Source organism: Virgibacillus sp. (assembly GCF_013393565.1).
Classification (GTDB): Bacteria; Bacillota; Bacilli; order Bacillales; family Amphibacillaceae; genus Virgibacillus; species Virgibacillus dokdonensis.
This window is the reverse complement of sequence record NZ_JABXHF010000015.1, coordinates 1-25,704: the sequence shown is the minus strand read 5'-3', so window position 1 is coordinate 25,704 and position 25,704 is coordinate 1. Positions and strand designations below refer to the sequence as shown.

Sequence of the window (25,704 nt, the reverse complement as noted above, 5' to 3'; positions counted from 1 at the left end):
TCCGGTTCATTCGCTACGTTGCTAAACGAGCACTTGCACCTTTGTTCCGTTATAGCAAAGTATCAAATTTCCATGGTTAATAGTATAAGCAAAAAGACGGCACTCTTCCGCTATCCGATTTGGCGGTAAGCTAAGTTTTTCTAACACTATAGGAAAGTATAAAAGTTTAAAGGTTTATAGTATAAGAAAAACTATGCCATTCGCCATAAGACTTGGCGACAAGCCAAGTTTTTCTAAAAATGAAGGGCAAGCATACGAACTAGAAAAATCTTCGGAGTACGAGATTCGTTGCATAGCTCCTATGTAAGTGGAGGTTTAGGAATGAAAGGAATACAAAAATATTTATACAATAAAGAAGATATACAATCCATTATTAATGGAGTGCAAGCAGGAATGGATGAACAGCTTGTAGCAGGGCTATCTGGTTCAGCTAGAGGCTTACTTGTATCTGTTATTCGAGGCGAGATGAAGAAGCCGATTTTGTTAGTCACCCACCAACTTGTGCAAGCACAGCAACTATACGATGATTTGGTTGGTATTGTGGGAGAGGAAGATGTTCATCTATATCCTGTTAATGAACTGATTGCTTCAGAAATCGCTATTGCAAGTCCAGAGTTACGCAGCCAGCGAATTGATTCATTAACTGCTTGGTCTCAAAATAAATCGGGGATTTTAATAGCTCCAGTATCTGCCTTAAAACGAATACTTCCTCCTCCAGCGTATTGGCAAACATATCAACTAGCATTTAAATATGGAGAAGAAATTGATGTAAATCATTATTTAACAAATTTAATAGATATGGGATATGATCGCGCTTCCATGGTTACAACACCAGGTGAGTTTAGTAAACGTGGAGGAATTATTGATATATATCCTATTACCGAAAAGCATCCGATTCGAATTGAGCTATTTGATGAGGAAATTGACTCCATTCGTTATTTTGATGCTGAAACCCAACGTTCATTAGATAAGCTGGAGGAAGTTACGATTGGGCCAGCAACAGAATTGCTATTAACAGAGTCCGATCTTCATACGGCTGGGGAGCGTTTGGAGGAAGCGCTTGCCGATACATTGAAAACGTTAAAGACACAAGAAGCAAAAGCAACATTGACAGAGGTAGTGCAACGAGATGTAGATCGATTAAAAAACCTCGAGCGCTTTCCTGAGATGTATAAATACATTGGTTATTTATATACAAATCCTGCTAGCTTACTAGATTACTTGCCAGGTGATGGCCAAATAATTATTGATGAAATGAGCCGAATACAAGAGACTGCATTACATTTGGATATAGAAGAGGGTGATTGGTACAGTAATTTACTAGCCAATAATCAAATGGTTAGAAATAGTTCATTTTCATTTGATTGGCATGCTATATGGGAGCGTATGAAGCAGCCGCGTATCTATATGTCTGTGTTTTTACGCCATATCCCTAATACACAACCACAAAATATTGTTAATTTATCTTCACGACCGATGCAAGAATTCCATGGTCAAATGCATTTATTTAAAAATGAATTACTCCGCTGGGAAAAGGGGGACTATTCTGTTATCGTTTTAGCTCCAGATAAAGAAAGAGCGGAAAGAATCCACTCTATATTTATGGATTATGATATCGATTTTGGGATTACAGAAGATTTACGGCTCCCTGTTGATAAACCAACGATTGCGGTAGGGAATATATCAAGTGGCGTAGAGTTGCCGATGCACAAGCTTGTGTTAGTGACTGAGCAAGAACTATTTAAAAAACGTACAAAACGACCGAGAAAGCAACAAAAAATCTCAAATGCCGAACGAATTAAGGATTATCAAGAATTAAAAGTAGGCGATTATGTTGTACATACAAATCATGGTGTCGGAAAATACCTCGGTATAGAAACTTTAAAAGTGAATGATCTGCATAAGGATTATTTGCTAATTAAATATTCTGGCGATGATAAGCTGTTTGTACCTATTGATCAAATTGACCAAGTACAAAAATTTGTAGGATCAGAAGGAAAAGAACCGAAGCTCTATAAGCTAGGCGGAAGTGAATGGAAAAAAGTAAAACGGAAAGTGCAATCATCTGTAGAGGATATTGCAGATGATCTCATTAAGCTCTATGCTGAAAGAGAAGCAAGAAAAGGGTACGCGTTTTCTGAAGATACAGAAATGCAACGCGAATTTGAAGCATTGTTTCCTTATCAAGAAACAGAGGATCAATTACGTTGTATTCAAGAAATTAAACAAGATATGGAAAGAGAACGTCCAATGGATCGTCTTCTTTGTGGGGATGTTGGCTACGGAAAAACAGAAGTAGCTATTCGCGCAGCCTTTAAGGCAATTGCTGATGGAAAACAAGTTGCGTTATTAGTTCCGACGACGATTCTAGCACAGCAACATTTTGAAACAATACGAGAGCGTTTTCAAGATTATCCAATTACTATCGGTTTATTAAGTAGATTTAGAACGAGAAAGCAGCAAAAGGAAACGTTAGATGGATTAAGAAAAGGAACTGTTGATATCGTTATTGGTACACATCGTATTTTATCTAAAGATGTTCAGTATCATGATTTAGGTTTATTAATTGTTGACGAAGAGCAACGCTTCGGAGTAAAGCATAAGGAAAAAATTAAGCAGTTAAAATCGAATGTAGATGTACTTACGTTAACGGCAACACCTATTCCACGAACATTGCATATGTCTATGCTTGGTGTGCGGGATCTTTCTGTAATTGAAACGCCACCAGAAAATCGTTTTCCAATTCAAACCTATGTGATGGAATATAATCCAATATTTGTTCGAGAGGCAATAGAGCGTGAAATGGCTCGAGGAGGTCAAGTGTTTTTTCTACATAACCGTGTAGAAAATATTGAAGAGATAGCTAGAGAGCTAAGTTCACATATTGATGCTAGGATAGCGGTTGCGCATGGTCAAATGAATGAATCGGAATTGGAGAATGTTATTTTTTCCTTTTTAGAAGGAGAATTTGATGTCCTTGTAAGTACGACGATTATTGAAACGGGTGTTGATATTCCAAATGTAAATACCTTAATTGTAAACAATGCCGACCGAATGGGACTAAGTCAATTGTATCAATTGCGTGGTCGTGTAGGGCGTTCAAATCGAGTTGCTTATGCGTACTTTACGTATAGAAAAGATAAAGTGCTTACCGAAGTTGCAGAAAAACGTCTACAAGCAATTAAAGAATTTACAGAATTGGGTTCTGGATTTAAAATCGCTATGCGCGATTTATCCATTCGAGGAGCGGGCAACCTGCTTGGTGCTCAACAGCATGGATTTATCGATTCGGTCGGTTTTGACATGTATTCACAAATGCTCAAAGAGGCGATTGATGCTCGCAAAGAAGGTAAAGATATAAGTGATGTAAAGCCATTTGATCCAGAATTGACATTAGTAATTGATGCGTATATTCCAGATGAATATATCCCAGATGAAAAGCAAAAAGTAGACATCTATAAACAATTCCAATCCATGGAGACGACAGAAGATAAACAAGATTTACATGACGAATTAATTGATCGATTTGGGGACTATCCAGAAGAGGTAACCAATTTATTTACCGTATCTACGTTGAAAATGCTAGCGAAGCGAGAGCGAGTCCGTTCTATAAGTGAAAGTGAGAAAAACAAAAAAATCGAAGTGCTCGTTGATGAAGAGCGTAGTCAACAAATTGATGGCGCAAAAGTATTCGAAATGGCGAATGCGTATGGACGAGATATCCAACTTGGAACCGAAAGCAGTAAATTAAAAATTGTATTTAAATATACCAATACGACGAAGCAGCAATGCTATAAAAATGTGGAAACGTTTATCGATAATTTAAAATTTGCCAATCGTAGTTAGTAAAAATTAGTATTGTATGTATAGTTATCCTGTTTTGCCTCATACTAAAACCACAGAAGATGATTTTTACACGGATTTTTGTGTGAAAAGCAGAGTCAATCACCATAAGAAAGTGAGGCAACAAAGTATGAAAGCAACAGGAATTGTGCGACGTATTGATGATCTTGGGAGAGTTGTTATACCTAAAGAAATAAGGAGAACGTTACGCATTAGAGAGGGCGATCCACTAGAAATATACGTGGACCGTGAAGGAGAAGTTATTTTAAAGAAATATTCTCCTATTAGTGAGCTAGGTCAATTTGCTAAAGAATATGCAGAAGCGTTGTTTGATTCTTTGCATACCCCTGTTATCATATCCGATCGAGATGAGGTTATTGCAGTAGCAGGAGAATCAAAAAAAGAGTACTTAAACAAAAACATCGGATCCCCTCTAACTAGTATTATTGAAGGTAGACAACAAGTCATGGAAAAAGAAACAAAATCATTAGAAATTGTCGATGGGCATGAAGAAGACTTGATATCCTATTGTATTAGTCCAATTATTGCAAATGGTGATGCAATTGGATCCGTAGTGATTTTTGCTAAAGAAGGGGAAAGCTTTTCAGCTGTTCAACAAAAAGCAGCAGAGACAGCGGCAAGCTTTCTAGCCAAGCAAATGGAATAATGTAATCTACTCCATAAGTGTGTCTGTTCAAAACAGAAGTAAAAAGGACTGAATTCAGCTAAGATCGCACCATCTATGCTTAAAAACTTCCTTTTTTCAAGGAACTGGAAAACGAACCAACGAAGAAATTGGATGTGTCATTAGTACTGAACTTTTTTGAACAACCGCTATAAGACGATAAACCAAAGTCCGAACTATATTTGATATTCTCTCCATAGAATTTCGAATTAGTTCGGCTTTTTCTGATATTATAGGAGAATATAAAGCTTTGACGTTTATCGTATAAGAAAACTGCAGCTTTCACCATAAAGTTTTGGTGTTTCTTATACGGCAAAAAATATCCCTCTTGCTATGTAAGACTATGATATAATGAACCATATATTGTAGTATCAAAAAATCAAATTCGCGCTCGCGCAATTATTATGAAGGTTCCTTTAAGAACCATGTTGCAAAAGGAAGTTCTACATGAATAGAAATGAAACAAATCAGCTTGTAAAAGGGGCGTTATTGTTAACAATTGTTGGCGTAATCAGTAAGCTATTAAGTGCTGGCTATCGTATCCCTTTGCAAAATGTAACAGGAGACATGGGGATTTATGTCTATCAACAGATCTACCCTGTCCTAGGAATTGGACTAATGTTAGCTTTATACGGATTTCCGTCGGCGATAGCAAAGCTAGCAGCGGAAGAACAATCTCAATCTCAAAGATTGTCTTTAACAAGTTTTTATTTCCCCATTTTCCTAATACTCTGTATGCTTAACGGCAGTTTAGCACTATTTATTTACATGAATGCACCATATATTGCAGGTTGGATTGGTGATGAACGTCTTACAGAAATATACTATTTAGGTGCGTTAACATTTTTATTTATACCAGTAACGGCATTGTTACGTGGTACTTTTCAAGGGAATTTTGTGATGAAACCTACTGCTTTTTCTCAACTAGCTGAACAGTTGTTTCGAGTAACGATTATCATTACTTCAGCAATAGTCATTGCCGAAAGTGGAAAGCCTATTTATACGATAGGAAGGGCTGCTGTTTTTGCCTCCATAATCGGGTTAATTGTTGCGACTATTGTTTTAGCTTGGTTTTTTTGGCGTGATAAGCCATTTCATATAGAAAAGCGACCTTATTCCATGCGTCATTATGTACATACGATTATTACTATTGGTATTGTTGCTACGTTAAACCATATGGTGTTACTTTTATTACAGTTTGCAGATACATTTACGTTATTTCCGAGTCTTTTAAAGGGTGGTTATTCTCAGCTCATGGCAATGGAGGCTAAAGGTGTGTTTGATCGAGGGCAACCGCTTATTCAGATTGGTACGGTACTTGGATCATCGTTTGCATTGGCTCTAATGCCATCTATTTCGACGAGAAAATTAACGGAACAGCCGCAAATCTTTTACCCTTATATTCGTGGGGCGATGCTATTTAGCATTTATTTAGCAACAGGTGCGACGGTCGGGCTAATAGCTATTTTTCCTGAAGTAAATCAAGCTCTGTTTCAAGATCAACAAGGCCACGCTGCGTTACGTCTGTTAATGGTTGCGGTTTTATTGAGCTCACTTGCCATTACAGCTGCATCTATTTTACAAGGATTAGGATATATAAAACGTGTTGCTTTACTTATATTACTAGCATTTTTCATGAAATGGATTGGCAATCTATGGCTTGTCCCATCAATAGGGATATTTGGCAGCTCCTTTGCTACAGTGCTCGCTTTACTCGTGTTTAGTGTGATTGCTTTAACAGAGCTACGGCGAAAGCTACCATTATTACAACTTTTAAGAAACGTACAATGGAAGGCGTTGCTACTTGCTACTTTCGTTATGGTTAGTTATTTATGGATAGTGAAATGGGTAGCGCATCCTTGGCTTGCACCTACAAGAGTGGCATCGTTTCTATTTGTTGTTTTCCTATCTATTACAGGCGCTACTGTATACGGGTATTGCTTAATAAGACTAAAAGCTTTTACGGAACAACAATTGCAAATGCTCCCATCGCGACTTTCTTTACGATTCATTCGCAAGCAGCGTTATCGATAAAGGTAGCGAAATGAGGAAGCTTACACCAATGAGGTTTTTATCAATTACCGCTTTAAAATTAGAAAAGACGAGCTGGACAAGTCTACATGGGAGGTAACTGCATCCACAACATTTCAGGATTTACTCGTCTAAGCAAAACTACGTCCATAAAAGGATGGTGATAAGCCAAGTTTTTCTAAGACGATAAGAAAGTATAAAAATTAGATGCTTTGAGGTAAGAAAATAACAGAGTAAGCCACGTCCGGCTCCAGCGCCCAGCAACTAGGCGATTTCACGAAGTCTCCCTACGATAAGCCACCATCGGTTCGTGCTAAATAGGAAGGCCGACTAAAAACGGGCTTGCCAGAGGGCGCCGGCATACGCCTGTTTTAGTGGCATGATTCCTAAAACTTTAGTTGATTCGTTCCACTGCTACGTTGCTAAACGAGCGCCCTGAGCCTTTGTTCTTTGTTTTTACCCATTCTTTTGTGTAACCATCTTATCTCCTATATTTTCGCAAATATTTTTCAAATTGTTACAAGAAGGGATATGTTGTGAATGATTGCTCTTGTCTTGTCAAAAAGGGTGTCTCCTCCATCAATCATGAATAAAAGCGAACGAAACAGTTGCATTCTTCCTAACGCTTGTTCGTGTTGAATCCTGTTTAAACCGTAAAAAGTAGTCGAACGATTTTTTTACAAGCTCTGAAGTTTTGACAAAAACAGTTCGCATATTGTGGTTAAATATGATTTACAGAGAGGGAGTGGTGGTTATGATGGAATCAATGTCAAGGTTACAGCCTAAAGCACTAATAGCTCAACAGGCAAGTCAGTGGGACAAGCTGAGGAGTCTACTTTACGCAAAGCTGAAAATGGTTTTAGTGGATAGAGGCTGGTTATTTTACATGATTGGGTTTTTATTAGGCCGGGCAGTTATTTTATCAGCTGTTTCGCCATTTGCGGTAGCTTTCTTAGCGACGATGTGGCTTGTCTATAAGGAAAAAGCGGCTAAAGCTATGATAGCCGTACTAATAGGTGCTTTGAGCTATTCTGTAGACCATGGAATTTTTACAGCTTTAGGGTTATTTGTTTTTCTGTTTTTAGCAGGACTATTTAAACAAGCAAAAAATCAACAGTTACTCATACCGTTTTTTGTATTTCTTGCTTCTGTAAGTACACGAATTTTTCAATATTCGATAGAACAGCAGTTGGCAGCATATGAATGGATGCTTGTGTTCGTAGAAGGGGTGTTAGGGACGGTTCTCGTTTTAATATTTATGCAGAGTATGCCGTTATTATCACCAAAAAGGTATAATCCAGCGTTAAAAAACGAAGAAATTGTCTGTATGATTATTCTCCTTGCTTCCATTCTTACAGGAACGATTGGTTGGACGCTTTATGGAGCAGCTGTGGAGCAGGTACTCGCTCGTTATTTTGTACTTATTCTTGCTTTTGTTGGTGGAGCAGCTGTAGGATCGACGGTTGGAGTGGTAACAGGATTGATTTTGTCACTTGCCAATGTTGCCAATTTATATCAAATGAGTTTATTAGCATTTTCAGGACTTTTAGGAGGATTATTAAAAGAGGGAAAAAAACCTGGTGTAGCCATTGGGTTATTTGTTGGAACGTTCTTAATTGGTATTTATGGGAATATGACAGCGCTTATCCCTTCCATCATAGAGACGTCGATGGCAGTTGTCCTCTTTCTACTTACACCAGCAGGCTGGTTTAAAAAGCTGTCTCGGCTTATTCCAGGGACGGAGGAGTATACAAATGAACAAGAACAATATTTACAAAAAGTTCGCAACGTAACAGCCCAACGGGTGGAGCAGTTTTCTGGTGTTTTTCAAGCGTTATCGAATAGTTTTGCAAGTGCCGATTCGCATTTAGAAGATGAGCAGGAGATAAGGCGAGAAACGGACTATTTTCTAAGTCAAGTTACGGAAAAATCATGTCAGAATTGTTTTATGAAAGAAAGGTGCTGGCAAAAGGAGTTTGATAAAACGTACAGCTTAATGGAATTGCTAAAGGAAGGGTTACAAGAAGGAGGGAAACCGCCAAAAACAACCATAAGGGAATTTGAAAATTTTTGCGTAAAGCCACAAAAAGTATTGGATGCCATGAAGGAAGAGGTATCGTATTTTGAAGCAAACCAAAAGTTAAAACAACAAGTATTAGAAAGCAAGAAGTTAGTCGCTGATCAATTGCAAGGGGTCTCGGAGGTGATGGAAGATTTTGCGAAAGAAATTTTAAAAGAACGCGAGCACCATGAGCAACAGGAAATGCAAATTATACATGCATTAAAGCAATTAGGAATGGAATTAGAGAAACTGGAGATTTACAGTTTGGAAAAAGGCAATGTAGACATTGAAATGACATTAACATTTTATGAATATCGTGGGGAAGGTGCCAAACTAATAGCACCTGTTTTATCGGATATTTTATCTGAAGTAATCGTTGTGAAGCAAGAAGAAATTGCGCCATTTCCAAATGGTTATAGTTACTTGGCGTTTGGAACAGCGCGAGAGTTTGTAGTAGAAACAGGTGCTGCTAATGCGGCAAAAGGAGGTGGACTTATATCTGGGGATAGTTACACTACGATAGAATTAGGCGCTGGAAAGTATGCGATGGCAATTAGTGATGGCATGGGAAATGGTGCTCGTGCGCAGGAAGAAAGTGTGGAAACGTTAAGGCTTCTGCAACAAATATTGCAGACAGGTATACCTGAAAAAGTAGCCATTAAATCCATTAATTCAATTTTATCTTTACGTTCGACCGAAGAAATGTTTGCAACGCTGGATTTAGCCGTCATAGATTTGCACAATGCATATGTACAATTTTTAAAAATTGGTTCTTCACCAAGCTTCGTGAAGCGAGGAAATGAATTATTAAAAATTGAAGCAAGCAATTTACCGATGGGGATTATCCAGGAATTTGATGTTGATATCGTTGGTGAGCAGTTGCTTCCTAATGATCTGTTAATTATGATGAGTGACGGTATTTTTGAAGGTCCTAAACATATTGAAAATACGGATATATGGCTAAAGCGTAAAATTCGTGACATGCGCACAAACGATCCACAGGAAATAGCTGACTTGATTTTAGAAGAGGTGATTCGTACAAGAGGTGGAGAAATTGAGGATGATATGACGGTCGTTGTTGCTAAGGTAAAGAAGAATACACCTAGGTGGGCTGGAGCACCTCTCTATTCTGTATCCTCCTAGTGCCAATATGACACAAATCTGGGGGGGAGGAAAGAAAATGCGCTTACGGCTTGCTGCTGCTTCCTAACATTGCCTTCCATCTATCATAATCGCTAGCCATTTATGTATAGAGAAGCGGAAAGATGGCGATGATGGTACTGAAAAGTTGGGAGGTAGTTGGATTGAAAAAAGGCACTTTAAAACAAATATTACTTATTACAGATGGTTGTTCCAACAAAGGGGAGGATCCGGTTGCAGTAGCTTCAATCGCGCAACAACAAGGGATTACTGTTAATGTAATTGGCATATTAGATGATGGACATGCAGAACAAGATGAAAGTTTGCAAGAAGTAGAAGATATAGCTTTGTCTGGTGGGGGTGTTAGTCAGCTTGTTTACAAGCAATCTCTGTCGCAAACTGTGCAATCTGTTACCAAGCAAGCAATGACGCAAACAATGCAAGGATTTGTTAATAAAGAATTGGAGCAAATATTAGGTAAGGGCCAATCCATGGAAGATCTTGAACCAGAAAAACGTGGAGAAATTATGGAAGTAGTAGAGGATATGGGTGAGACTTGTGATCTAGAAGTGCTTGTTTTAGTAGATACAAGTGCAAGTATGTATGATAAGCTACCTACTGTAAAAGAAGCATTAATGGATTTATCCATCAGTTTAAATGCACGAATAGGACGAAATCGGTTTGCCATTTACCGCTTCCCTGGAAAACGAAAACAAATGGAAAGGATATTAGATTGGTCTCCAGCATTAGATAGCATTTCTTCTATCTTTCCTAAATTAACAAGTGGCGGAGTCACTCCGACTGGACCTGCTATTCGAGAAGCAATGTATCAATTTGGTAAGAAGAGCTTACGGAGGGGCTTTAAGTATGAAGATGAACAGCCAGGAATGGAAGAAGCTTGATAATGACATTCGTCCAGGGATAAAGCTGCGCGGCAAATGGCATGGAAAAACATATCTTATTCAAAGAAAGCTTGGCGCTGGAGCCATTGGCGTTGTATATCTTTGTGTTTCTAATGGGAAGCAGGCCGCATTAAAAATTAGTGATAAACGTTCATCTATGACGGTAGAAGTAAATGTACTTCGGTCATTGGCAAAGGTCCAAGGAAATCGGCTTGGGCCTTCTTTATTAGATGTAGATGATTGGGCGTCACCACAAGGAATATGCTATTCTTTTTATGTGATGGAATATTTGCACGGAGAGCCACTAATTAGCTACGTTCAGCGAAGGGGACAAGCATGGATTGGTGTTTTTATGCTACAACTTTTAGATGCTTTACAAGAATTGCATCAAAGCGGTTGGGTGTTTGGGGATTTAAAAGCTGATAACTTGCTTGTTGTCTCCTCTCCTCCAAAAGTTCGTTGGGTTGATGTTGGTGGAACAACCCAAATAGGGAGATCCATTAAGGAGTACACAGAATTTTATGATCGTGGCTATTGGGGCTTAGGGACTAGAAAAGCAGAGGCAAGCTATGACTTATTTGCGTTTACAATGGTTTTTTTACATGTATATTATCCAAATCAATTTGCAAAAGAATCCTCTCCACAAAAACAGTTGTTTCGCAAAATTGATAGTGTAAAAGAGCTAGCACCGTATCGTATGGTTTTAAAGAAAGCGCTTGTCGGAAACTATCATACGAGTAAGCAGATGAAAAATGACTTATTAAAAATAATTTATACTACAGAACGAAAAAATATGCGTGCTCATCAACAACATGGACAGCAAACAAATTCATCCTCCTTATTTATCGATATAGGAGGCATATCCGCACTGGCAATCATTTATTATGCAGTTTCTTTGCTTTTTCAGTAACAAGTATTGTGATAGGATTACATTATACGTTAAAAAAAGAATCCGCGTTTGTTGGAGATGGACAAATGGAAGAAAAAGTGCGACAGTTTATGAAGCGACATCAGTTATTCACGAAAGGAGCAACGATTTTAGTCGGTGTCTCTGGAGGGCCAGACTCTATGGCATTATTGCATTATTTAAACACGATGAAGGAAAGTTGGGGGTTCCGAGTTGTTGCCATAACCGTTGATCATCAGCTTCGAGGGGAAGAATCATTAGCAGATGTATCTTATGTCAAACATATCTGTGAACAATGGCAAATTGAATGTGTTTCTACGTCTGTCAATGTTCCTGCTTGGAAACAAAAAAATAAACAAGGAACACAAATAGCCGCAAGAACGTTACGCTATACTGTATTTAAGGAGCAAATGGAGAAGTTTAAGGCAGATTATTTAGCGTTAGGCCACCACGGCGATGATCAAATTGAAACGATGGTGATGCGCCTTGTTCGTTCGGCTGATGTTCAAAGTTTTAAAGGGATACCTGTTAAACGTTCCTTTTCTAATGGTTGGATTGTGCGACCGCTTCTTTGTGTAACAAAAGGTGACATATGGGACTATTGTCAAGCGCATCAGATTGTACCGCGACTAGATCCTTCTAACGAAGAAACGGTATACACACGTAATTATGTCAGGCAGCATATTGTACCAATGTTAAAACAAAAAAATAGCAACTTACATACAACTGTGCAACATTTAAGTGAAACATTAGCTATTGACGGCGCTTATATTTTGCAAGAAGCAAAAAAAATGGTAGACGCTGTTGTATGTTTTGATTCAGCAAGGCTACAATTATCATTTGAAATTCATGCGTTTAAAACGTATGCATTTGCTTTACAAAGACGTGCCTATCATCTAATATTAAACTATCTGTATGTGGATGTTCCTGACAGTTTGTCTTATGTACATGAAGAGCAATTTTTGGCATTGATTTACCATCAAACGGGCAATGCACAGATCGATTTCCCCGCTGGACTAAAAGTAGAGAAGTCCTACGATCAAATAAGGTGTTACTTTCGTGATGACCTTTCTAGCTCATCATCATATCATAAGTTAATAAGTATCCCAGGGCAAACAATTTTACCTGATGGCTCCGTGATGTATGCTGAATGCGGTGAAGCGGTAACGGAACAAACGAAGTATAGCCTTACCATTCCCGTTAATCAGGTAGCACTTCCATTACATATAAGAACCCGAAAACAAGGCGATAAAATGCGTGTAGCCGGGTTAAACGGAAGGAAGAAACTAAAGGATATTTTCATTGATGCAAAAGTGCCTCGTCATCAACGAGCAACATGGCCGTTAGTGACAGATAATGACGGGGAAATTCTATGGTTAGTCGGTTTGCGAAAAGCAGCCGTTGCAAAACCTCAGATGAATACCTCACAAATACAATTATATTTTCAAGATGGCAACAGGTAGGAGGAGCAGGATATATGCATAATGATATTAAAGAAGTGTTAATATCACAGGAGGAAATTGCAAATAAGTGTAAAGAATTAGGGGAACAATTAACGAGGGAGTATGATGGCAAGTTTCCACTAGCTATCGGTGTGTTAAAAGGTGCTATGCCGTTTATGTCCGATATTTTACGCTATACAGAGACGTATTTAGAGATGGATTTTATGGATGTCTCTAGCTATGGCAAAGAAATGCGTTCTTCTGGTGAAGTAAAGATTGTTAAAGACCTTGATACAAAGGTGGAAGGACGCGATTTGCTTATCATCGAAGACATTATCGATAGCGGTTTAACTTTACGTTATTTAGTGGATTTATTTAAATATCGCAAGGCTAATTCTGTTAAAATTGTTACATTATTAGATAAGCCGACAGGAAGAACTGCGGACATCAAAGCGGACATGATTGGTTTTGAAGTGCCTAATGAATTTGTTGTAGGCTATGGGTTAGACTACCAAGAGAAATATAGAAACTTGCCTTATATTGGTGTGTTAAAGCCAGAAGTATATGGTGGGGAATAAAAATTTACCACCAAAGTAGTTGTAGCATAGGAAGATTTAGACAAGGTTACGTAGTGTACAACAATACCAAATGCTTGAATGGATCTACGATTAGGAAACCATGATGGTTTGTAGTTAGTTAGCTGTTAAGTTTTTGAAAAATTTGCAGACAAATGTCTTTCTTTTCTAATCAAACGAATGAAAGAAGTTTATCGTATAAGAAACTACAAATTTTATCTTCATAAGGGCTTGGCGACAAACCGTGTTTTCTAAATATCTTTATAGTATAAGCAACCAATACAAGGTGACGGTAAACTCCGACAAAATGAAGTTTCCGTTTATCCTATTTTTAAGGTAAATTAGTTGTATTCCAACTTTTTAGTATGGTACGATGTAATATAGTTTTTCCCCGCTTGGGAGGAGGTAAGCAATGAGCCGGATATTTCGGAATGCAGTTTTCTGGATAGTGATTGTCCTTGTGATTATTTCGGTTATTTCACTGTTCAGTGGGCAAAATGAAGAAGCAAAAGAATATAATGTTAAGCAATTTATGGATGCTTTAAATAATGGTGAGATTAAAGAAATGACCATGCAACCAGCTAACGGTATTATTCGTTACGAAGGTGTATTAGAAGACGAAGAAAAGCCGTTTGTTGCGCAAGTTCCAGATAATACAGATATTATTTCTTCCATTACGGAACAAGCAAATGAACAAAGTGACCTTTTTGTAGAAGAAGAAGAGCAACCGAGTATGTGGGTAACGCTTTTAACTACAATGATTCCGTTTTTAATCATTGGACTTCTCTTTTTCTTTATACTTAGTCAAGCCCAAGGTGGAGGCGGCGGCGGTCGCGTTATGAACTTTGGGAAGAGTAAGGCAAAAATGTATAGTGAAGATAAAAAGAAAGTTCGCTTTAAAGATGTAGCGGGTGCTGATGAAGAGAAACAAGAACTAGTAGAGGTAGTTGACTTTCTAAAAGATCCAAGAAAATTCTCTGCTGTTGGTGCTAGAATTCCGAAAGGTGTACTTTTAGTGGGACCTCCAGGAACTGGTAAAACATTATTAGCACGTGCCGTAGCAGGAGAAGCTGGTACACCCTTTTTCTCTATAAGTGGTTCAGACTTTGTGGAGATGTTTGTTGGTGTTGGTGCTTCGCGTGTACGTGATTTGTTTGAAAACGCAAAAAAGAATGCTCCTTGTATCATTTTTATAGACGAAATAGACGCAGTTGGTAGACAGCGTGGAGCGGGCCTTGGCGGTGGTCATGATGAGCGTGAACAAACTTTAAACCAATTGCTTGTAGAGATGGATGGTTTTGGTGCTAACGAAGGGATTATCATTATGGCAGCAACGAACCGTGCTGACATTTTAGATCCTGCTTTATTACGACCAGGCCGTTTTGATCGACAAATTATGGTAGACCGTCCAGATGTGAAGGGACGTAAAGAGGTTTTAGAAGTACATGCTAGAAACAAGCCGCTAGCGGAGGATGTTGATTTAAAAACAATTGCTATGCGTACGCCTGGTTTTTCAGGTGCTGATTTGGAGAACTTACTAAATGAAGCAGCATTAGTAGCAGCAAGACGAGACAGTAATAAAATTGAAATGCTTGATGTGGATGAAGCAATAGACCGCGTTATTGCGGGACCTGCTAAGAAAAGCAGAGTGATTTCTGAAAAAGAGCGAGACATTGTAGCGTATCATGAAAGTGGGCATACCGTTATCGGAATGGTTTTAGATGATGCGGATATCGTTCATAAGGTTACCATTGTACCACGTGGCCAAGCGGGCGGTTATGCGGTCATGTTACCTAAGGAAGACCGTTACTTTATGACGAAACCAGAGCTTTTTGACAAAATAACAGGTCTTTTGGGTGGTCGTGTAGCGGAAGAAGTTATCTTCGGAGAAGTAAGTACTGGAGCTCATAACGACTTTCAGCGAGCAACAGCTATCGCTCGTAAGATGATTACCGAGTACGGTATGAGTGATCGGATTGGACCTTTACAGTTTACTTCTGGCGGTGGTCAAGTATTTTTAGGTCGCGATCTTAGCAATGATCAACAGTATAGTGATGCAATAGCGCACGAGATTGATCAAGAAATGCAAAACTTTATTAATTACTGTTATGATCGTGCGAAAGCAATTCTTACCGAGCATAAAGATAAGCTTGAATTAATTGCTAAAACTTTACTTGAAGTGGAAACACTAGATGCAAAACAAATAAAATCATTATTTGAAAAAGGCGTCCTTCCTGAACCGGAAGAAGATGATATGAAAGTGAATATTAAACCAAAAGATGAAGCGCCAGAGACGTATGAACAGGCAAAGGAAAAAGCGCTAAATAAACAACAAGAGAAAAAAGAAGATATCACAACGGATAATAAGCCACCTACACGTCCTAATGATGATACAACATCAAAAGAGCAAAAACCTTCATCTTTGGATGAAATAACAACGGACAATAAACCTTCATCAGAAGATGATGAAAAGTAACCAGAACAACTCCCTGCTATAACTTTGGTTAAAGTGGGGAGTTGTTTTATGCTATGAGGGAGTATGAGATTTGAAGTATTCAAGCTGGCATGTGGGATACTATCTAAACAAACATGCTAATTAATAAATAAACGCTAGCACTTGTAAACGGACAATGGAGCATTTTTAAATATTTTAAGTTATAGAACCTCTACATATTCATAGCAAAATAAATGTGGTATATTAAAAATCAGTTAGAAAAAGTTGGCTTGCCAACAAGTCTTTTTGGCGAAGCTATTGTTTTTCTTATACTACAAACAATAAAGTTTTATACTTTCCTATAGGAACAAAGGAACTAGGAAGAGTTTGAACAAAGAGAGGTTTGGAACCATATGTTACTTGTACTAGATGTTGGGAATACAAATACCGTATTGGGGGTCTTTGAAGGAGAAAATTTAAAGCACCAATGGAGAATTAAAACGGATCGACATAAAACAGAGGATGAATACGGCATGTTAATGCAATCCCTGTTTGCTTACAAAGGCATTTCTAATTCCGATATATCCGGAGTCATTATTTCTTCTGTCGTACCGCCAATTATGTACGCGTTAGAAAAGATGTGCAAGGACTATTTTCAAATAGAACCGATGATTATTGGGAAGGAACCTGTACATAATTATTTAAAAATGCAGTATCCCAATCCGAAAGAAATTGGGGCAGATCGAATTGTTAATGCAGTAGGCGCTATAGAAGAATATGGCGCACCACTTATCATTATTGATTTTGGGACAGCAACTACTTACTGCTATATAAATGAAAAAAAAGAATATTATGGCGGCGTCATTACTCCTGGCTTAAATGTGGCAATGGAAGCCTTGTACAATAGAGCTTCAAAATTACCAAAAATTGAAATACAAGCACCGCCCCATGTTATTGGAACATCTACTGTAGAAGCTATGCAATCTGGGGTTGTTTATGGATATGTAGGACAAGTAGATGGAATCGTTCGCCGTATGGAAATAGAAATGAATACGAGTACAACAGTTATTGCAACTGGCGGTTTAGCAGCTTTGATAGCTAATGAATCAGAAGTCATTCATCAAGTTGATCCATATTTAACCTTAAAAGGTTTGCGAATAATTTATGATAGGAATAAAGATTCTAATAATAATTTCTAAATCGTCTACGATAGATGTCTATAAAGCCTTAACTTGATGAGATGGGTTATACATTTTTGCTGTTCACTAAGATGGTTGATTTACTAATGTATCCTGAATATAGGTTGCTGTAAGACTACCACTTCAAATATAGGGAAATGGAAATAACAGCATGGCAACTGGGGTATAAACGGACCGTCTACTGATCTTATTATTTACACAAGAAGGGAGAAAAGACTTGTGAAAGACTTTATTATAAAAGCAACGGCTTATAATGGAATGGTGCGTGCTTATGCAGCGCTTTCTACAAATACAGTGGAAGAGGCACGTCAACGGCATGATACATGGGCAACTGCCTCGGCTGCTCTAGGAAGAACACTTACAATTACTGGTATGATGGGTGCTATGTTAAAAGGGGAGGATTCTATTACTACAAAGGTGATGGGAACGGGCCCTTTAGGAGCAATCATTGCTGATGCAGATGCAAAAGGACATGTTCGTGGCTATGTAATGAATCCGCATGTAGATTTTGAACTAAATGAAAAAGGGAAACTAGATGTTGCTAGAGCAGTTGGGAAAGAAGGAAGCATTAGTGTTATAAAAGATTTAGGCTTAAAAGATTATTTTACAGGAGAAGTTCCAATTATTTCCGGGGAAATAAGCGAGGATTTCACCTATTATTTTGCAAATTCCGAGCAAATTCCTTCAGCTGTTGGGGCTGGTGTTTTAGTTAATCCTGATCATAGTATTTTAGCATCTGGAGGATTTATTGTACAGCTTATGCCTGGAGCTAGTGATGAAGTTATTCAACAGCTAGAAGAGCAAATTCAATCTTTTCCACCGATTTCTTCCCTTATCCGCGAAGGAAATACACCAGAGCAAATTTTGCAACGTTTATTTAGAGGTCAGGAAATTAAAATACATGAATCATTACCGATGGAATTTCACTGTAGATGTTCTAAAGAACGTGTTGAGCGAGCTATTCAAGGTCTTGGGGAAGCGGAAATCCAAAGTATGATAGAAGAAGATCATGGAGCTGAAGCAAGCTGCCATTTTTGCAATAAGACGTATCAGTTTGCAGAAGAAGATTTGCGTCTTTTAAAGCAAAGCTTGAGTGAAAATTAAGTTTTTATAATAAAATAAGAAAGTATAAAATGAGGTGCTTGGGATAAGGAAACACTGAATAGCCACGTCCTCATCGCCCAGCAACTGGGCAACTTCACGAAATCACCCTACGATAAGCACCTTCGCTTACATTGTCTGCTTCGTGACTAAAATGAATGTGGGAGGAATAATCCCCTCCCATAGTCATTGGGTAGATTCATCTTAGCTTACATATGAAGTGCTTCTAAATCTAACTTTTTAGAATTAGGAATGTATGCTAGATATGTCTAAGTGGGAGATAATAGTACATAGGAGAAGAATCACAGTTAATGGAAGATGTACGTAACTATCACATTTTGGAAGTATTAGAGAAAAACACAACTTTTTAGCTGTACATTGACGGATTATTACTATAAACCATGCAAAAACCCTCACTAGTCATGTTCCGCGTTATTCCAATGAGGTCAAGAACTTTCTCTTCAACATGAAAATATCATTACGTACAAATAAATTCCGTTTATATTCTATAGATTGTACGCTTTCGTTGCTAAGCAAAAATTGGTTAGTGAAGCAAGTCCTATTTAATTGAATATTCAGTTTATAATAGGGGGAATAACGCATGTCAAAGAAGTTAATGTTAGGTATAATTGTCCTATTGTTAGTAACAAATATCGCCACTTTGTTCGTATGGAACCAAGAAGAAGTAGATATTGAAACAGGTAATGGCAAGAAGTATAAAAATAACGAAGCTGCAGCCACCGTTAATGGAGAAGAAATAAGCATTGAGGAGTGGCGAAAGGCTTTACGTGATACATATGGTGAAGAACATTTAAAAGCGATGATTGATCGGGAAATTGTAAGCCAATTAGCGAACGAAAGAGACATTTCCATAAGTGATAAAGTGATTGAAAGAGAGATATCTCTGTTGCTTGCTATGCAAGGTGTTCTAATCGAATCAGAATATGAAGATTTGGAAGCGAAGTGGGAAAAGGATATTCGACATCGCTATCAGCTGGAGAGGTTATTAACAGAAGATGTTTCGGTATCGGATGATACGATGAAAGAGCATTATGAAACATATGGCGAGCAATATAATTTTACAGCTTCGATGCAACTGTCCCATATTATTGTAAAAGAAATGAAAACTGCTGAGAAGGTATACAATGAATTAGAACAGGGGGCGTCTTTTAATTTACTAGCCCAAGAGTATTCTGTCGATGAAGAAACGCGTGCGGTTGGAGGATATTTAGGGTATCTATCTACAGAAAGCCAATACTTTCCAGATAGTTACGAAGTGATTGTCAATAATTTGCAGGAGTTCTCTTATAGTGAACCTTTTGAGGTGGGAGGAGAGGTTGCGCTCATCTACCTTCATCGAAAACTGCCTTCAATAACCTTTACGTATGAAGAAATGAAACCGTATATAATGAGTGAATTAGCTTTACAGGAGAAGAAACAAACCTTAGAAGCTGATCCGCTGTGGGAAAGTCAGGATATTGAATGGATTTATTCTGAATAGAGTAGCTTAAGAAAAGAAGGTATTTTTTAAGCCCAAATATCTATAGATTCAATTTGATTCGTTGACATTTTTTAAGGAACAGCGTAAATTAGTATTAAACTTATCGATTAACTAGGGATTAGGAGGCTGAAAAATGAAAGTTGCTCAAAGTGTAGCAGAATTAATTGGTGAGACTCCGATTGTGAAATTAAAAGGTATTGTAGATGAAAATAGTGCAGATATTTATGTGAAGTTGGAATTTATGAATCCAGGTAGCTCCGTAAAGGATCGAATTGCTTTAGCCATGGTGGAAGCTGCGGAACGAGAGGGCAAGTTAAAGCCAGGAGATACGATTATAGAGCCAACAAGTGGTAATACAGGGATAGGCTTAGCGATGGTTGCAGCTGCAAAAGATTATAAAGCAATCCTAGTTATGCCTGATACGATGAGTTTAGAACGTCGTAATCTTTTACGAGCTTATGGAGCAGAGCTTGTGCTAACTCCAGGAGCAGAAGGAATGAAGGGTGCTATTCATAAAGCAGAAGAGTTACAAAAAGCACATGGCTACTTTATGCCACAGCAATTTAATAATTTTGCAAACCCTGATATTCATGAAAAAACAACGGGTAAAGAGATCATCGCCCAAATGAGTGATGGATTAGATGCTTTTATTGCTGGTATTGGCACAGGAGGAACCATCACTGGAGCAGGAAAAGTTTTAAAAGAACATTTCGATCGTCTGCAAGTTTTTGCTGTTGAACCAGCGTCTTCAGCAGTTCTGTCTGGGGAAAAGCCTGGTCCCCATAAGATACAAGGAATAGGTGCAGGGTTTGTGCCAAGTATTTTAAATACAGAAATATATGATGATATATACCAAATTGAAAATGATGAAGCATATGAAGTTGCCCGCGAAGTTGCCACGAATAACGGCATTCTTGGAGGCGTTTCTGCAGGTGCAGCTATAGCCGCAGCAAAGAAAGTAGCCAAAAAGCTAGGAAAAGGAAAAAAAGTATTGGCCATTTTTCCAGATAATGGGGAAAGGTATTTATCAACACCACTTTATCAATTTGGAGATGAAGATTAAGTAGTAGCGATCTCTGCCCAAGAAAAACCGGTACCAATGCTAGGTACTGGTTTTTTCGATTGCAATGAAGGACCAGAATAAGAAAAATTTATACCATGGTGATAAGGTAAGTTTTTTAATTGTAAATAACTAACATGTGTTTACATAACAATACGTTCAAACATAACGAAAATACGAACGTCAATCTTGCTTACGTAATATAAACAGGTCGCTTGCCAAAACATAGTATGATACGATAAGAGAAAAGGTAGAAAGAAGGACTGAAGAATGATGCGATTAATAACGAAAAAACAATCGTATGATTTAACGGATCGCACACTCATTATGGGTATAATAAACGTCACGCCGGATTCTTTTTCAGATGGCGGAAATTATAATACGGTTAAAAGTGCTATTGAACAAGCCGTAAAGCTGGAGAAAGATGGTGCACATATACTTGATATTGGCGGCGAATCTACACGACCTAATCACGAGCCGGTTTCTCAGGAAGAAGAAATTGCACGTGTGGTTCCTATTATTCGTGAAGTAAAGAAGCATGTCAGCATACCAATTTCGATTGATACATATAAAGCGGAGACTGCCAAAGCGGCATTAGATGCAGGTGCTGATATGATTAACGATGTGTGGGGTGCTAAACGAGAGCCAGACATTGCGAAAGTAGCTAAAATGTATAACGTTCCGATTATATTAATGCATAATCGAACGAACATGAATTATCAAGATTTAATTCCTGATATGCTCACGGATTTGGAAGAAAGCATAAATATTGCGCTAGATGCAGGCGTTTTACATGAACAAATTATTATCGATCCTGGTATTGGTTTTGCGAAGACGGCAGAACATAATCTACTCGTCATGAATCAATTAGAGCGTTTTTCCGAGCTAGGATATCCACTACTTTTAGGAACTTCTAGGAAACGATTCATAGGGCATATCTTGGATGAACCTCCACAAAATCGTGATATTGGTACAGGGGCAACAACTTGCATGGGAGTTATGAAAGGCGTTCAAATCATTCGGGTACATGATGTAAAAACAAATGGACAGCTTGCTAAAATGATGGATGCAATGCTTCATGTAAAAAGAGGTTGAGGATATGGATAAAATACTTTTACAACAACTGCAATTTTATGGTTTTCATGGATTGCTACCAGAAGAAAATAAATTAGGGCAACGTTTTCAAGTGGACGCTACGCTCTATCTAGATTTAAGTAAGCCTGGAAACAGTGACGATATGAATGATTCGATTCACTACGGGCAAGCCTATGAATATATTAGGGAAATTGTGGAGGGGGAAGCGAAACAACTAATCGAATCGGTGGCTGAAAATATTGCAGAAAAGTTATTAACGTCATTTGATATACTTGAAGCATGTAACATAAAGCTTATTAAGCCAGATCCACCGATTCCAGGTCAATACCATTCTGTGGCCGTAGAGATATATAGGGAGAAGGTAAAATGAATTACGTATATATAGCATTAGGAACCAATATCGAACCAAGAGAAAATTTTTTAAAAGAAGGCTTACGTCTATTACAGGAACATGCACAAATTCATATCACAAAAACATCATCTATTTACCAGACAGCACCTGTAGGCTATACGGAGCAAAATGATTTTTTAAATATGGTCATAGAAGTGGAGACCAGTTGCTTACCATTGGAACTATTAGCATACTGTCAACAAATAGAAAACGAATTAGGCAGGAAACGAATCATTCGCTTTGGTCCTCGTACAATAGACCTTGACATTTTATTATATAATCAAGAAAATATAGAAATGGAGCGTTTAACAATTCCGCATCCGCGCATGCATGAACGTGCATTTGTACTTGTACCTTTAAACGAAATTGCACCACAAGCTATATTGCCATTACCTAATGGAGAAAAAGAAGTAAGTATGGTTGTAACGGAACTGCCAGGAAATGACTTAAAGGATGTAGTGAAATGGACCAAAAAAGATTCGGTAGACGAATAAAAGCTTTTCGTAAATTAAAAGGGTATACCCAGGTGGAATTTGCCAAAAAGCTTTGTGTTCCACTGTCTGTTATTGGCAGTATAGAGCGAGGTGTTAAGCCGATTTCTGATGATCTTTTAGACATAGTAGTGCATACACTTGATATCTCTAAAGAAGAGCTTATGCTTTACGATGAGGATAATACAGGTTAATAAAGCATGGAAGGTAGAAAATGAGAGGTCAATGATCTCTCCCATAGGTGATGCTATGTTTTCTAATTGAGTTGTAATTGCATTTCGATGGCAATTATCAATAACTTTGTCTTAGATGTTTGTTTAGGAAAGTGAGTTAAATAGATAACTTGTTGACAATTAAGACATTTGCTTTGTGATTTTAACAGAAATAATGCAACACATGAAGTTTATATAAATATCGTTTATACTTTTACCTATAGAAAAGGACTGGAGTGAATTTAGGGTGTCTGAAGAAATAAATGAGCATATGCGAGTACGTAAAGAAAAAATGGAACAATTCAAAGAACAGGGAATAAACCCTTTCGGAGAGCGATTCCCCCGTTCTCATGTTGCAAGTGAATTAAAGGATTTATATGATCGCTATTCTAAGGAAGAATTGGAAAGTAAGGAAGAGCAAGTGACGATCGCAGGAAGAATGATGACGAAGCGAGGGAAAGGAAAAGCAGGCTTTGCTCATATTCAAGATATTAGTGGCCAAATACAGCTTTATGTTCGTAAAGATTCTGTCGGAGAAGCTGCATATGAGGTTTTTAAAACAAGTGATATTGGTGACATTGTCGGTGTAACTGGGGTTATGTTTAAAACGAAGGTAGGAGAGTTGTCTGTTAAAGCGACGGATTTCCAACTACTTACTAAATCTTTACGACCTTTACCGGAGAAATATCATGGTTTGAAAGATATTGAGCAGCGATACCGTCAACGTTATCTGGATTTAATTACGAACATGGATAGTAAAGAGACATTTGTATTGCGCAGTAAAATTATTCAAGCAATGCGCCGTTACTTAGATGGTCAAGGTTTTTTAGAGGTGGAAACGCCTATGTTACATGGCATACCAGGAGGTGCTACAGCAAGACCTTTTATTACCCATCATAATGCATTAGATGTAGAACTCTACATGCGTATTGCTATAGAATTGCATTTAAAAAGGTTAATCGTTGGTGGTTTGGAAAAAGTTTACGAAATTGGTCGTGTGTTTCGTAATGAAGGAATTTCCACAAGACATAATCCAGAATTTACGATGATAGAATTGTATGAGGCTTATGCTGATTATCATGACATCATGGATTTAACAGAGCGACTTGTTGCGCATATCTCTAAGGAAGTTTTAGGTACGACAACAGTAACTTATGGCGAGCATGAAGTGAACTTAGCTCCAAAATGGACGAGAAAACATATGGTTGATGCGATTAAAGAAAAGACGGGCGTTAATTTCTGGCCACAGATGAGCGATGATGAAGCTCGAGCTTTAGCGAAGGAGTATGGCGTAGAAATCACTGAAACGATGATATATGGTCACATTGTAAATGAGTTTTTTGAACAAACAGTCGAAGAAGATTTAATTCAGCCAACGTTTATCTACGGTCATCCTGTAGAAGTTTCCCCTTTAGCTAAGAAAAATAAACAAGATGAACGATTTACCGATCGATTTGAATTGTTTATTGTTGGACGAGAACATGCAAATGCATTTAGTGAGTTAAACGATCCAATTGATCAGCGTGAACGATTTGAAGCACAAGTGAAAGAAAGGGCAGCTGGAAATGATGAAGCTCATTATATGGATACAGATTTCTTAGAAGCACTAGAATATGGGCTTCCGCCAACTGGTGGGTTAGGTATAGGTGTAGACCGTCTCGTAATGTTGTTAACAAATTCAGCTTCCATCCGAGATGTATTATTATTTCCACAGATGAAAAATAAAGAATAGAAGTATGTGTTGTAAAAAACACAAGGAGATCAGATTTATTATCACTTTCCTTGTGTTTTTTTGTTTGAGCGCTTCTGTAAACCTGCATGCATCTTATTGAGTATATCTTCCTATTCAAGGTAGGTCTGTTATTCAGCACGATTGTTTAGTAGTTGGAGGATATGATCTAAACGCCACTTATAAAAAGGGATATAGGTGTTATTCTCTACCACATAAGACTGGTTGGGCTCGCCTTTTTCCTGAGATTCGGAAGTGGAGTGTGAGTCTTGCCACTACCTGGGCTAAACCTACTCTCTTATTTATAAATACAGAACTCTAATTTACCTACTTCGTATAAAAGTTCTTTAAGAGTATCATTTTTTGGTGCGTGGAGAGAAACAGCGACTCTGTGCTTTATGTGAAGGGATTTATACCTTCAATTCTGCTCAGAATAAAATGAAAGAATAGTGTAAACAATAGAAATAAATTTCCTAAAATACTTTTTTTGAAAAAAGCTTGATTTTCGCTTTTAAACATGGTAAATTAATTAACGTTGCTTAAACAAATCAACAAACTAGATTTGAAAAACAGCAACAAAAAACAAAAAATATATTGACTTTGTTTTAAATGAGTGTTATATTAATAAAGTCGCCAATTTGAAACGCCGACAATTTAATAAAAAAGTTGTTGACAAGCGCGGACCAAGATGGTATAATTAAGTGGTTGACTCGCAAAAAAGCAACTGCGATATATTTGCTCTTTGAAAACTGAACAAAACAACCAGTATGTCAAGGGAAAACAAACCCTGTTTTTCTTAAGAAATAAACTGAGAGAAATCTCAGAAGAAGCTAAGAATGATGAAGAACGGTGTTCATCATCACAAACTTTTATGGAGAGTTTGATCTTGGCTCAGGACGAACGC

18 protein-coding genes are annotated in these 25,704 nt (G+C 37.8%); all 18 read left to right on the top strand.

Going from position 1 to position 25,704, the window contains the following annotated elements; all coding sequences use genetic code 11:
- Positions 1–321 precede the first annotated feature (321 nt).
- The 18 genes from mfd (at position 322) to lysS (ending at position 24,803) form a co-directional block, all read left to right on the top strand.
- Positions 322–3,846 carry a transcription-repair coupling factor gene (gene mfd, locus HLX49_RS04630; protein WP_296360926.1) on the top strand — a complete coding sequence of 1,175 codons (3,525 nt, stop codon included), beginning with the start codon at positions 322–324 and terminating at the stop codon, positions 3,844–3,846.
- 127 nt (positions 3,847–3,973) lie between these two features.
- Positions 3,974–4,510 carry a stage V sporulation protein T gene (gene spoVT / locus HLX49_RS04625; RefSeq protein ID WP_077701795.1) on the top strand — a complete coding sequence of 179 codons (537 nt, stop codon included), beginning with the start codon at positions 3,974–3,976 and terminating at the stop codon, positions 4,508–4,510.
- A 465-nt stretch (positions 4,511–4,975) separates the two neighbouring features.
- Positions 4,976–6,562, top strand: coding sequence for a putative polysaccharide biosynthesis protein (locus tag HLX49_RS04620; RefSeq protein WP_077701796.1), 1,587 nt, complete (start codon positions 4,976–4,978; stop codon positions 6,560–6,562).
- Between the two features lie 751 nt (positions 6,563–7,313).
- A complete protein-coding gene (spoIIE, locus tag HLX49_RS04615) occupies positions 7,314–9,764 on the top strand; it encodes a stage II sporulation protein E (protein WP_077701800.1) in 2,451 nt (816 codons plus the stop codon).
- Between the two features lie 161 nt (positions 9,765–9,925).
- Complete coding sequence (locus tag HLX49_RS04610) at positions 9,926–10,663, top strand: VWA domain-containing protein (RefSeq protein WP_077701801.1); 738 nt, start codon at positions 9,926–9,928, stop codon at positions 10,661–10,663.
- Positions 10,629–11,573, top strand: a complete 945-nt coding sequence (locus HLX49_RS04605; protein ID WP_077701802.1) for a protein kinase domain-containing protein — start codon at positions 10,629–10,631, stop codon at positions 11,571–11,573. Before HLX49_RS04610 ends, HLX49_RS04605 begins: the two co-directional genes overlap by 35 nt.
- Positions 11,574–11,581: 8 nt before the next feature.
- On the top strand, positions 11,582–13,033 hold the full coding sequence (tilS, locus tag HLX49_RS04600; RefSeq protein WP_141130622.1) for a tRNA lysidine(34) synthetase TilS: 1,452 nt from the start codon (positions 11,582–11,584) through the stop codon (positions 13,031–13,033).
- A 14-nt stretch (positions 13,034–13,047) separates the two neighbouring features.
- The gene (gene hpt, locus HLX49_RS04595) at positions 13,048–13,590 is read left to right on the top strand and encodes a hypoxanthine phosphoribosyltransferase (protein WP_073011461.1); all 543 of its coding nucleotides are present in this window, start codon (positions 13,048–13,050) and stop codon (positions 13,588–13,590) included.
- 409 nt (positions 13,591–13,999) lie between these two features.
- Positions 14,000–16,063, top strand: coding sequence for an ATP-dependent zinc metalloprotease FtsH (gene ftsH / locus HLX49_RS04590; protein ID WP_077701804.1), 2,064 nt, complete (start codon positions 14,000–14,002; stop codon positions 16,061–16,063).
- A 371-nt stretch (positions 16,064–16,434) separates the two neighbouring features.
- Positions 16,435–17,220, top strand: a complete 786-nt coding sequence (locus HLX49_RS04585; RefSeq protein WP_077701805.1) for a type III pantothenate kinase — start codon at positions 16,435–16,437, stop codon at positions 17,218–17,220.
- A gap of 219 nt (positions 17,221–17,439) precedes the next feature.
- Positions 17,440–18,324, top strand: a complete 885-nt coding sequence (gene hslO, locus HLX49_RS04580) for an Hsp33 family molecular chaperone HslO (protein WP_296360925.1) — start codon at positions 17,440–17,442, stop codon at positions 18,322–18,324.
- Positions 18,325–18,922: 598 nt separating this feature from the next.
- Positions 18,923–19,822: a peptidylprolyl isomerase gene (locus HLX49_RS04575; RefSeq protein ID WP_296360924.1), complete on the top strand. Its 900-nt coding sequence runs from the start codon at positions 18,923–18,925 to the stop codon at positions 19,820–19,822.
- Between the two features lie 133 nt (positions 19,823–19,955).
- Entirely contained in the window at positions 19,956–20,885 is a 930-nt protein-coding gene (gene cysK / locus HLX49_RS04570; protein WP_296360923.1) for a cysteine synthase A, read from the top strand.
- 270 nt (positions 20,886–21,155) lie between these two features.
- Entirely contained in the window at positions 21,156–21,977 is an 822-nt protein-coding gene (gene folP, locus HLX49_RS04565) for a dihydropteroate synthase (protein WP_296360936.1), read from the top strand.
- Between the two features lie 4 nt (positions 21,978–21,981).
- The gene (folB, locus tag HLX49_RS04560; protein ID WP_077701809.1) at positions 21,982–22,347 is read left to right on the top strand and encodes a dihydroneopterin aldolase; all 366 of its coding nucleotides are present in this window, start codon (positions 21,982–21,984) and stop codon (positions 22,345–22,347) included.
- Positions 22,344–22,862: a 2-amino-4-hydroxy-6-hydroxymethyldihydropteridine diphosphokinase gene (gene folK, locus HLX49_RS04555; protein ID WP_101933054.1), complete on the top strand. Its 519-nt coding sequence runs from the start codon at positions 22,344–22,346 to the stop codon at positions 22,860–22,862. Before folB ends, folK begins: the two co-directional genes overlap by 4 nt.
- Positions 22,832–23,053 carry a helix-turn-helix domain-containing protein gene (locus tag HLX49_RS04550; RefSeq protein WP_077701811.1) on the top strand — a complete coding sequence of 74 codons (222 nt, stop codon included), beginning with the start codon at positions 22,832–22,834 and terminating at the stop codon, positions 23,051–23,053. Before folK ends, HLX49_RS04550 begins: the two co-directional genes overlap by 31 nt.
- A 265-nt stretch (positions 23,054–23,318) precedes the next feature.
- Positions 23,319–24,803: a lysine--tRNA ligase gene (gene lysS, locus HLX49_RS04545; RefSeq protein ID WP_296360922.1), complete on the top strand. Its 1,485-nt coding sequence runs from the start codon at positions 23,319–23,321 to the stop codon at positions 24,801–24,803.
- Positions 24,804–25,704: the final 901 nt, after the last annotated feature.

What these genes read in the sequence shown, in the direction of transcription:
- mfd (WP_296360926.1), top strand. Translation starts at nt 322, where the DNA reads ATGAAAGGAATACAAAAATATTTATACAATAAAGAAGATATACAATCC.
- spoVT (WP_077701795.1), top strand. Translation starts at nt 3,974, where the DNA reads ATGAAAGCAACAGGAATTGTGCGACGTATTGATGATCTTGGGAGAGTT.
- HLX49_RS04620 (WP_077701796.1), top strand. Translation starts at nt 4,976, where the DNA reads ATGAATAGAAATGAAACAAATCAGCTTGTAAAAGGGGCGTTATTGTTA.
- spoIIE (WP_077701800.1), top strand. Translation starts at nt 7,314, where the DNA reads ATGATGGAATCAATGTCAAGGTTACAGCCTAAAGCACTAATAGCTCAA.
- HLX49_RS04605 (WP_077701802.1), top strand. Translation starts at nt 10,629, where the DNA reads ATGAAGATGAACAGCCAGGAATGGAAGAAGCTTGATAATGACATTCGT.
- hpt (WP_073011461.1), top strand. Translation starts at nt 13,048, where the DNA reads ATGCATAATGATATTAAAGAAGTGTTAATATCACAGGAGGAAATTGCA.
- ftsH (WP_077701804.1), top strand. Translation starts at nt 14,000, where the DNA reads ATGAGCCGGATATTTCGGAATGCAGTTTTCTGGATAGTGATTGTCCTT.
- HLX49_RS04585 (WP_077701805.1), top strand. Translation starts at nt 16,435, where the DNA reads ATGTTACTTGTACTAGATGTTGGGAATACAAATACCGTATTGGGGGTC.
- HLX49_RS04575 (WP_296360924.1), top strand. Translation starts at nt 18,923, where the DNA reads ATGTCAAAGAAGTTAATGTTAGGTATAATTGTCCTATTGTTAGTAACA.
- cysK (WP_296360923.1), top strand. Translation starts at nt 19,956, where the DNA reads ATGAAAGTTGCTCAAAGTGTAGCAGAATTAATTGGTGAGACTCCGATT.
- folP (WP_296360936.1), top strand. Translation starts at nt 21,156, where the DNA reads ATGCGATTAATAACGAAAAAACAATCGTATGATTTAACGGATCGCACA.
- folB (WP_077701809.1), top strand. Translation starts at nt 21,982, where the DNA reads ATGGATAAAATACTTTTACAACAACTGCAATTTTATGGTTTTCATGGA.
- folK (WP_101933054.1), top strand. Translation starts at nt 22,344, where the DNA reads ATGAATTACGTATATATAGCATTAGGAACCAATATCGAACCAAGAGAA.
- HLX49_RS04550 (WP_077701811.1), top strand. Translation starts at nt 22,832, where the DNA reads ATGGACCAAAAAAGATTCGGTAGACGAATAAAAGCTTTTCGTAAATTA.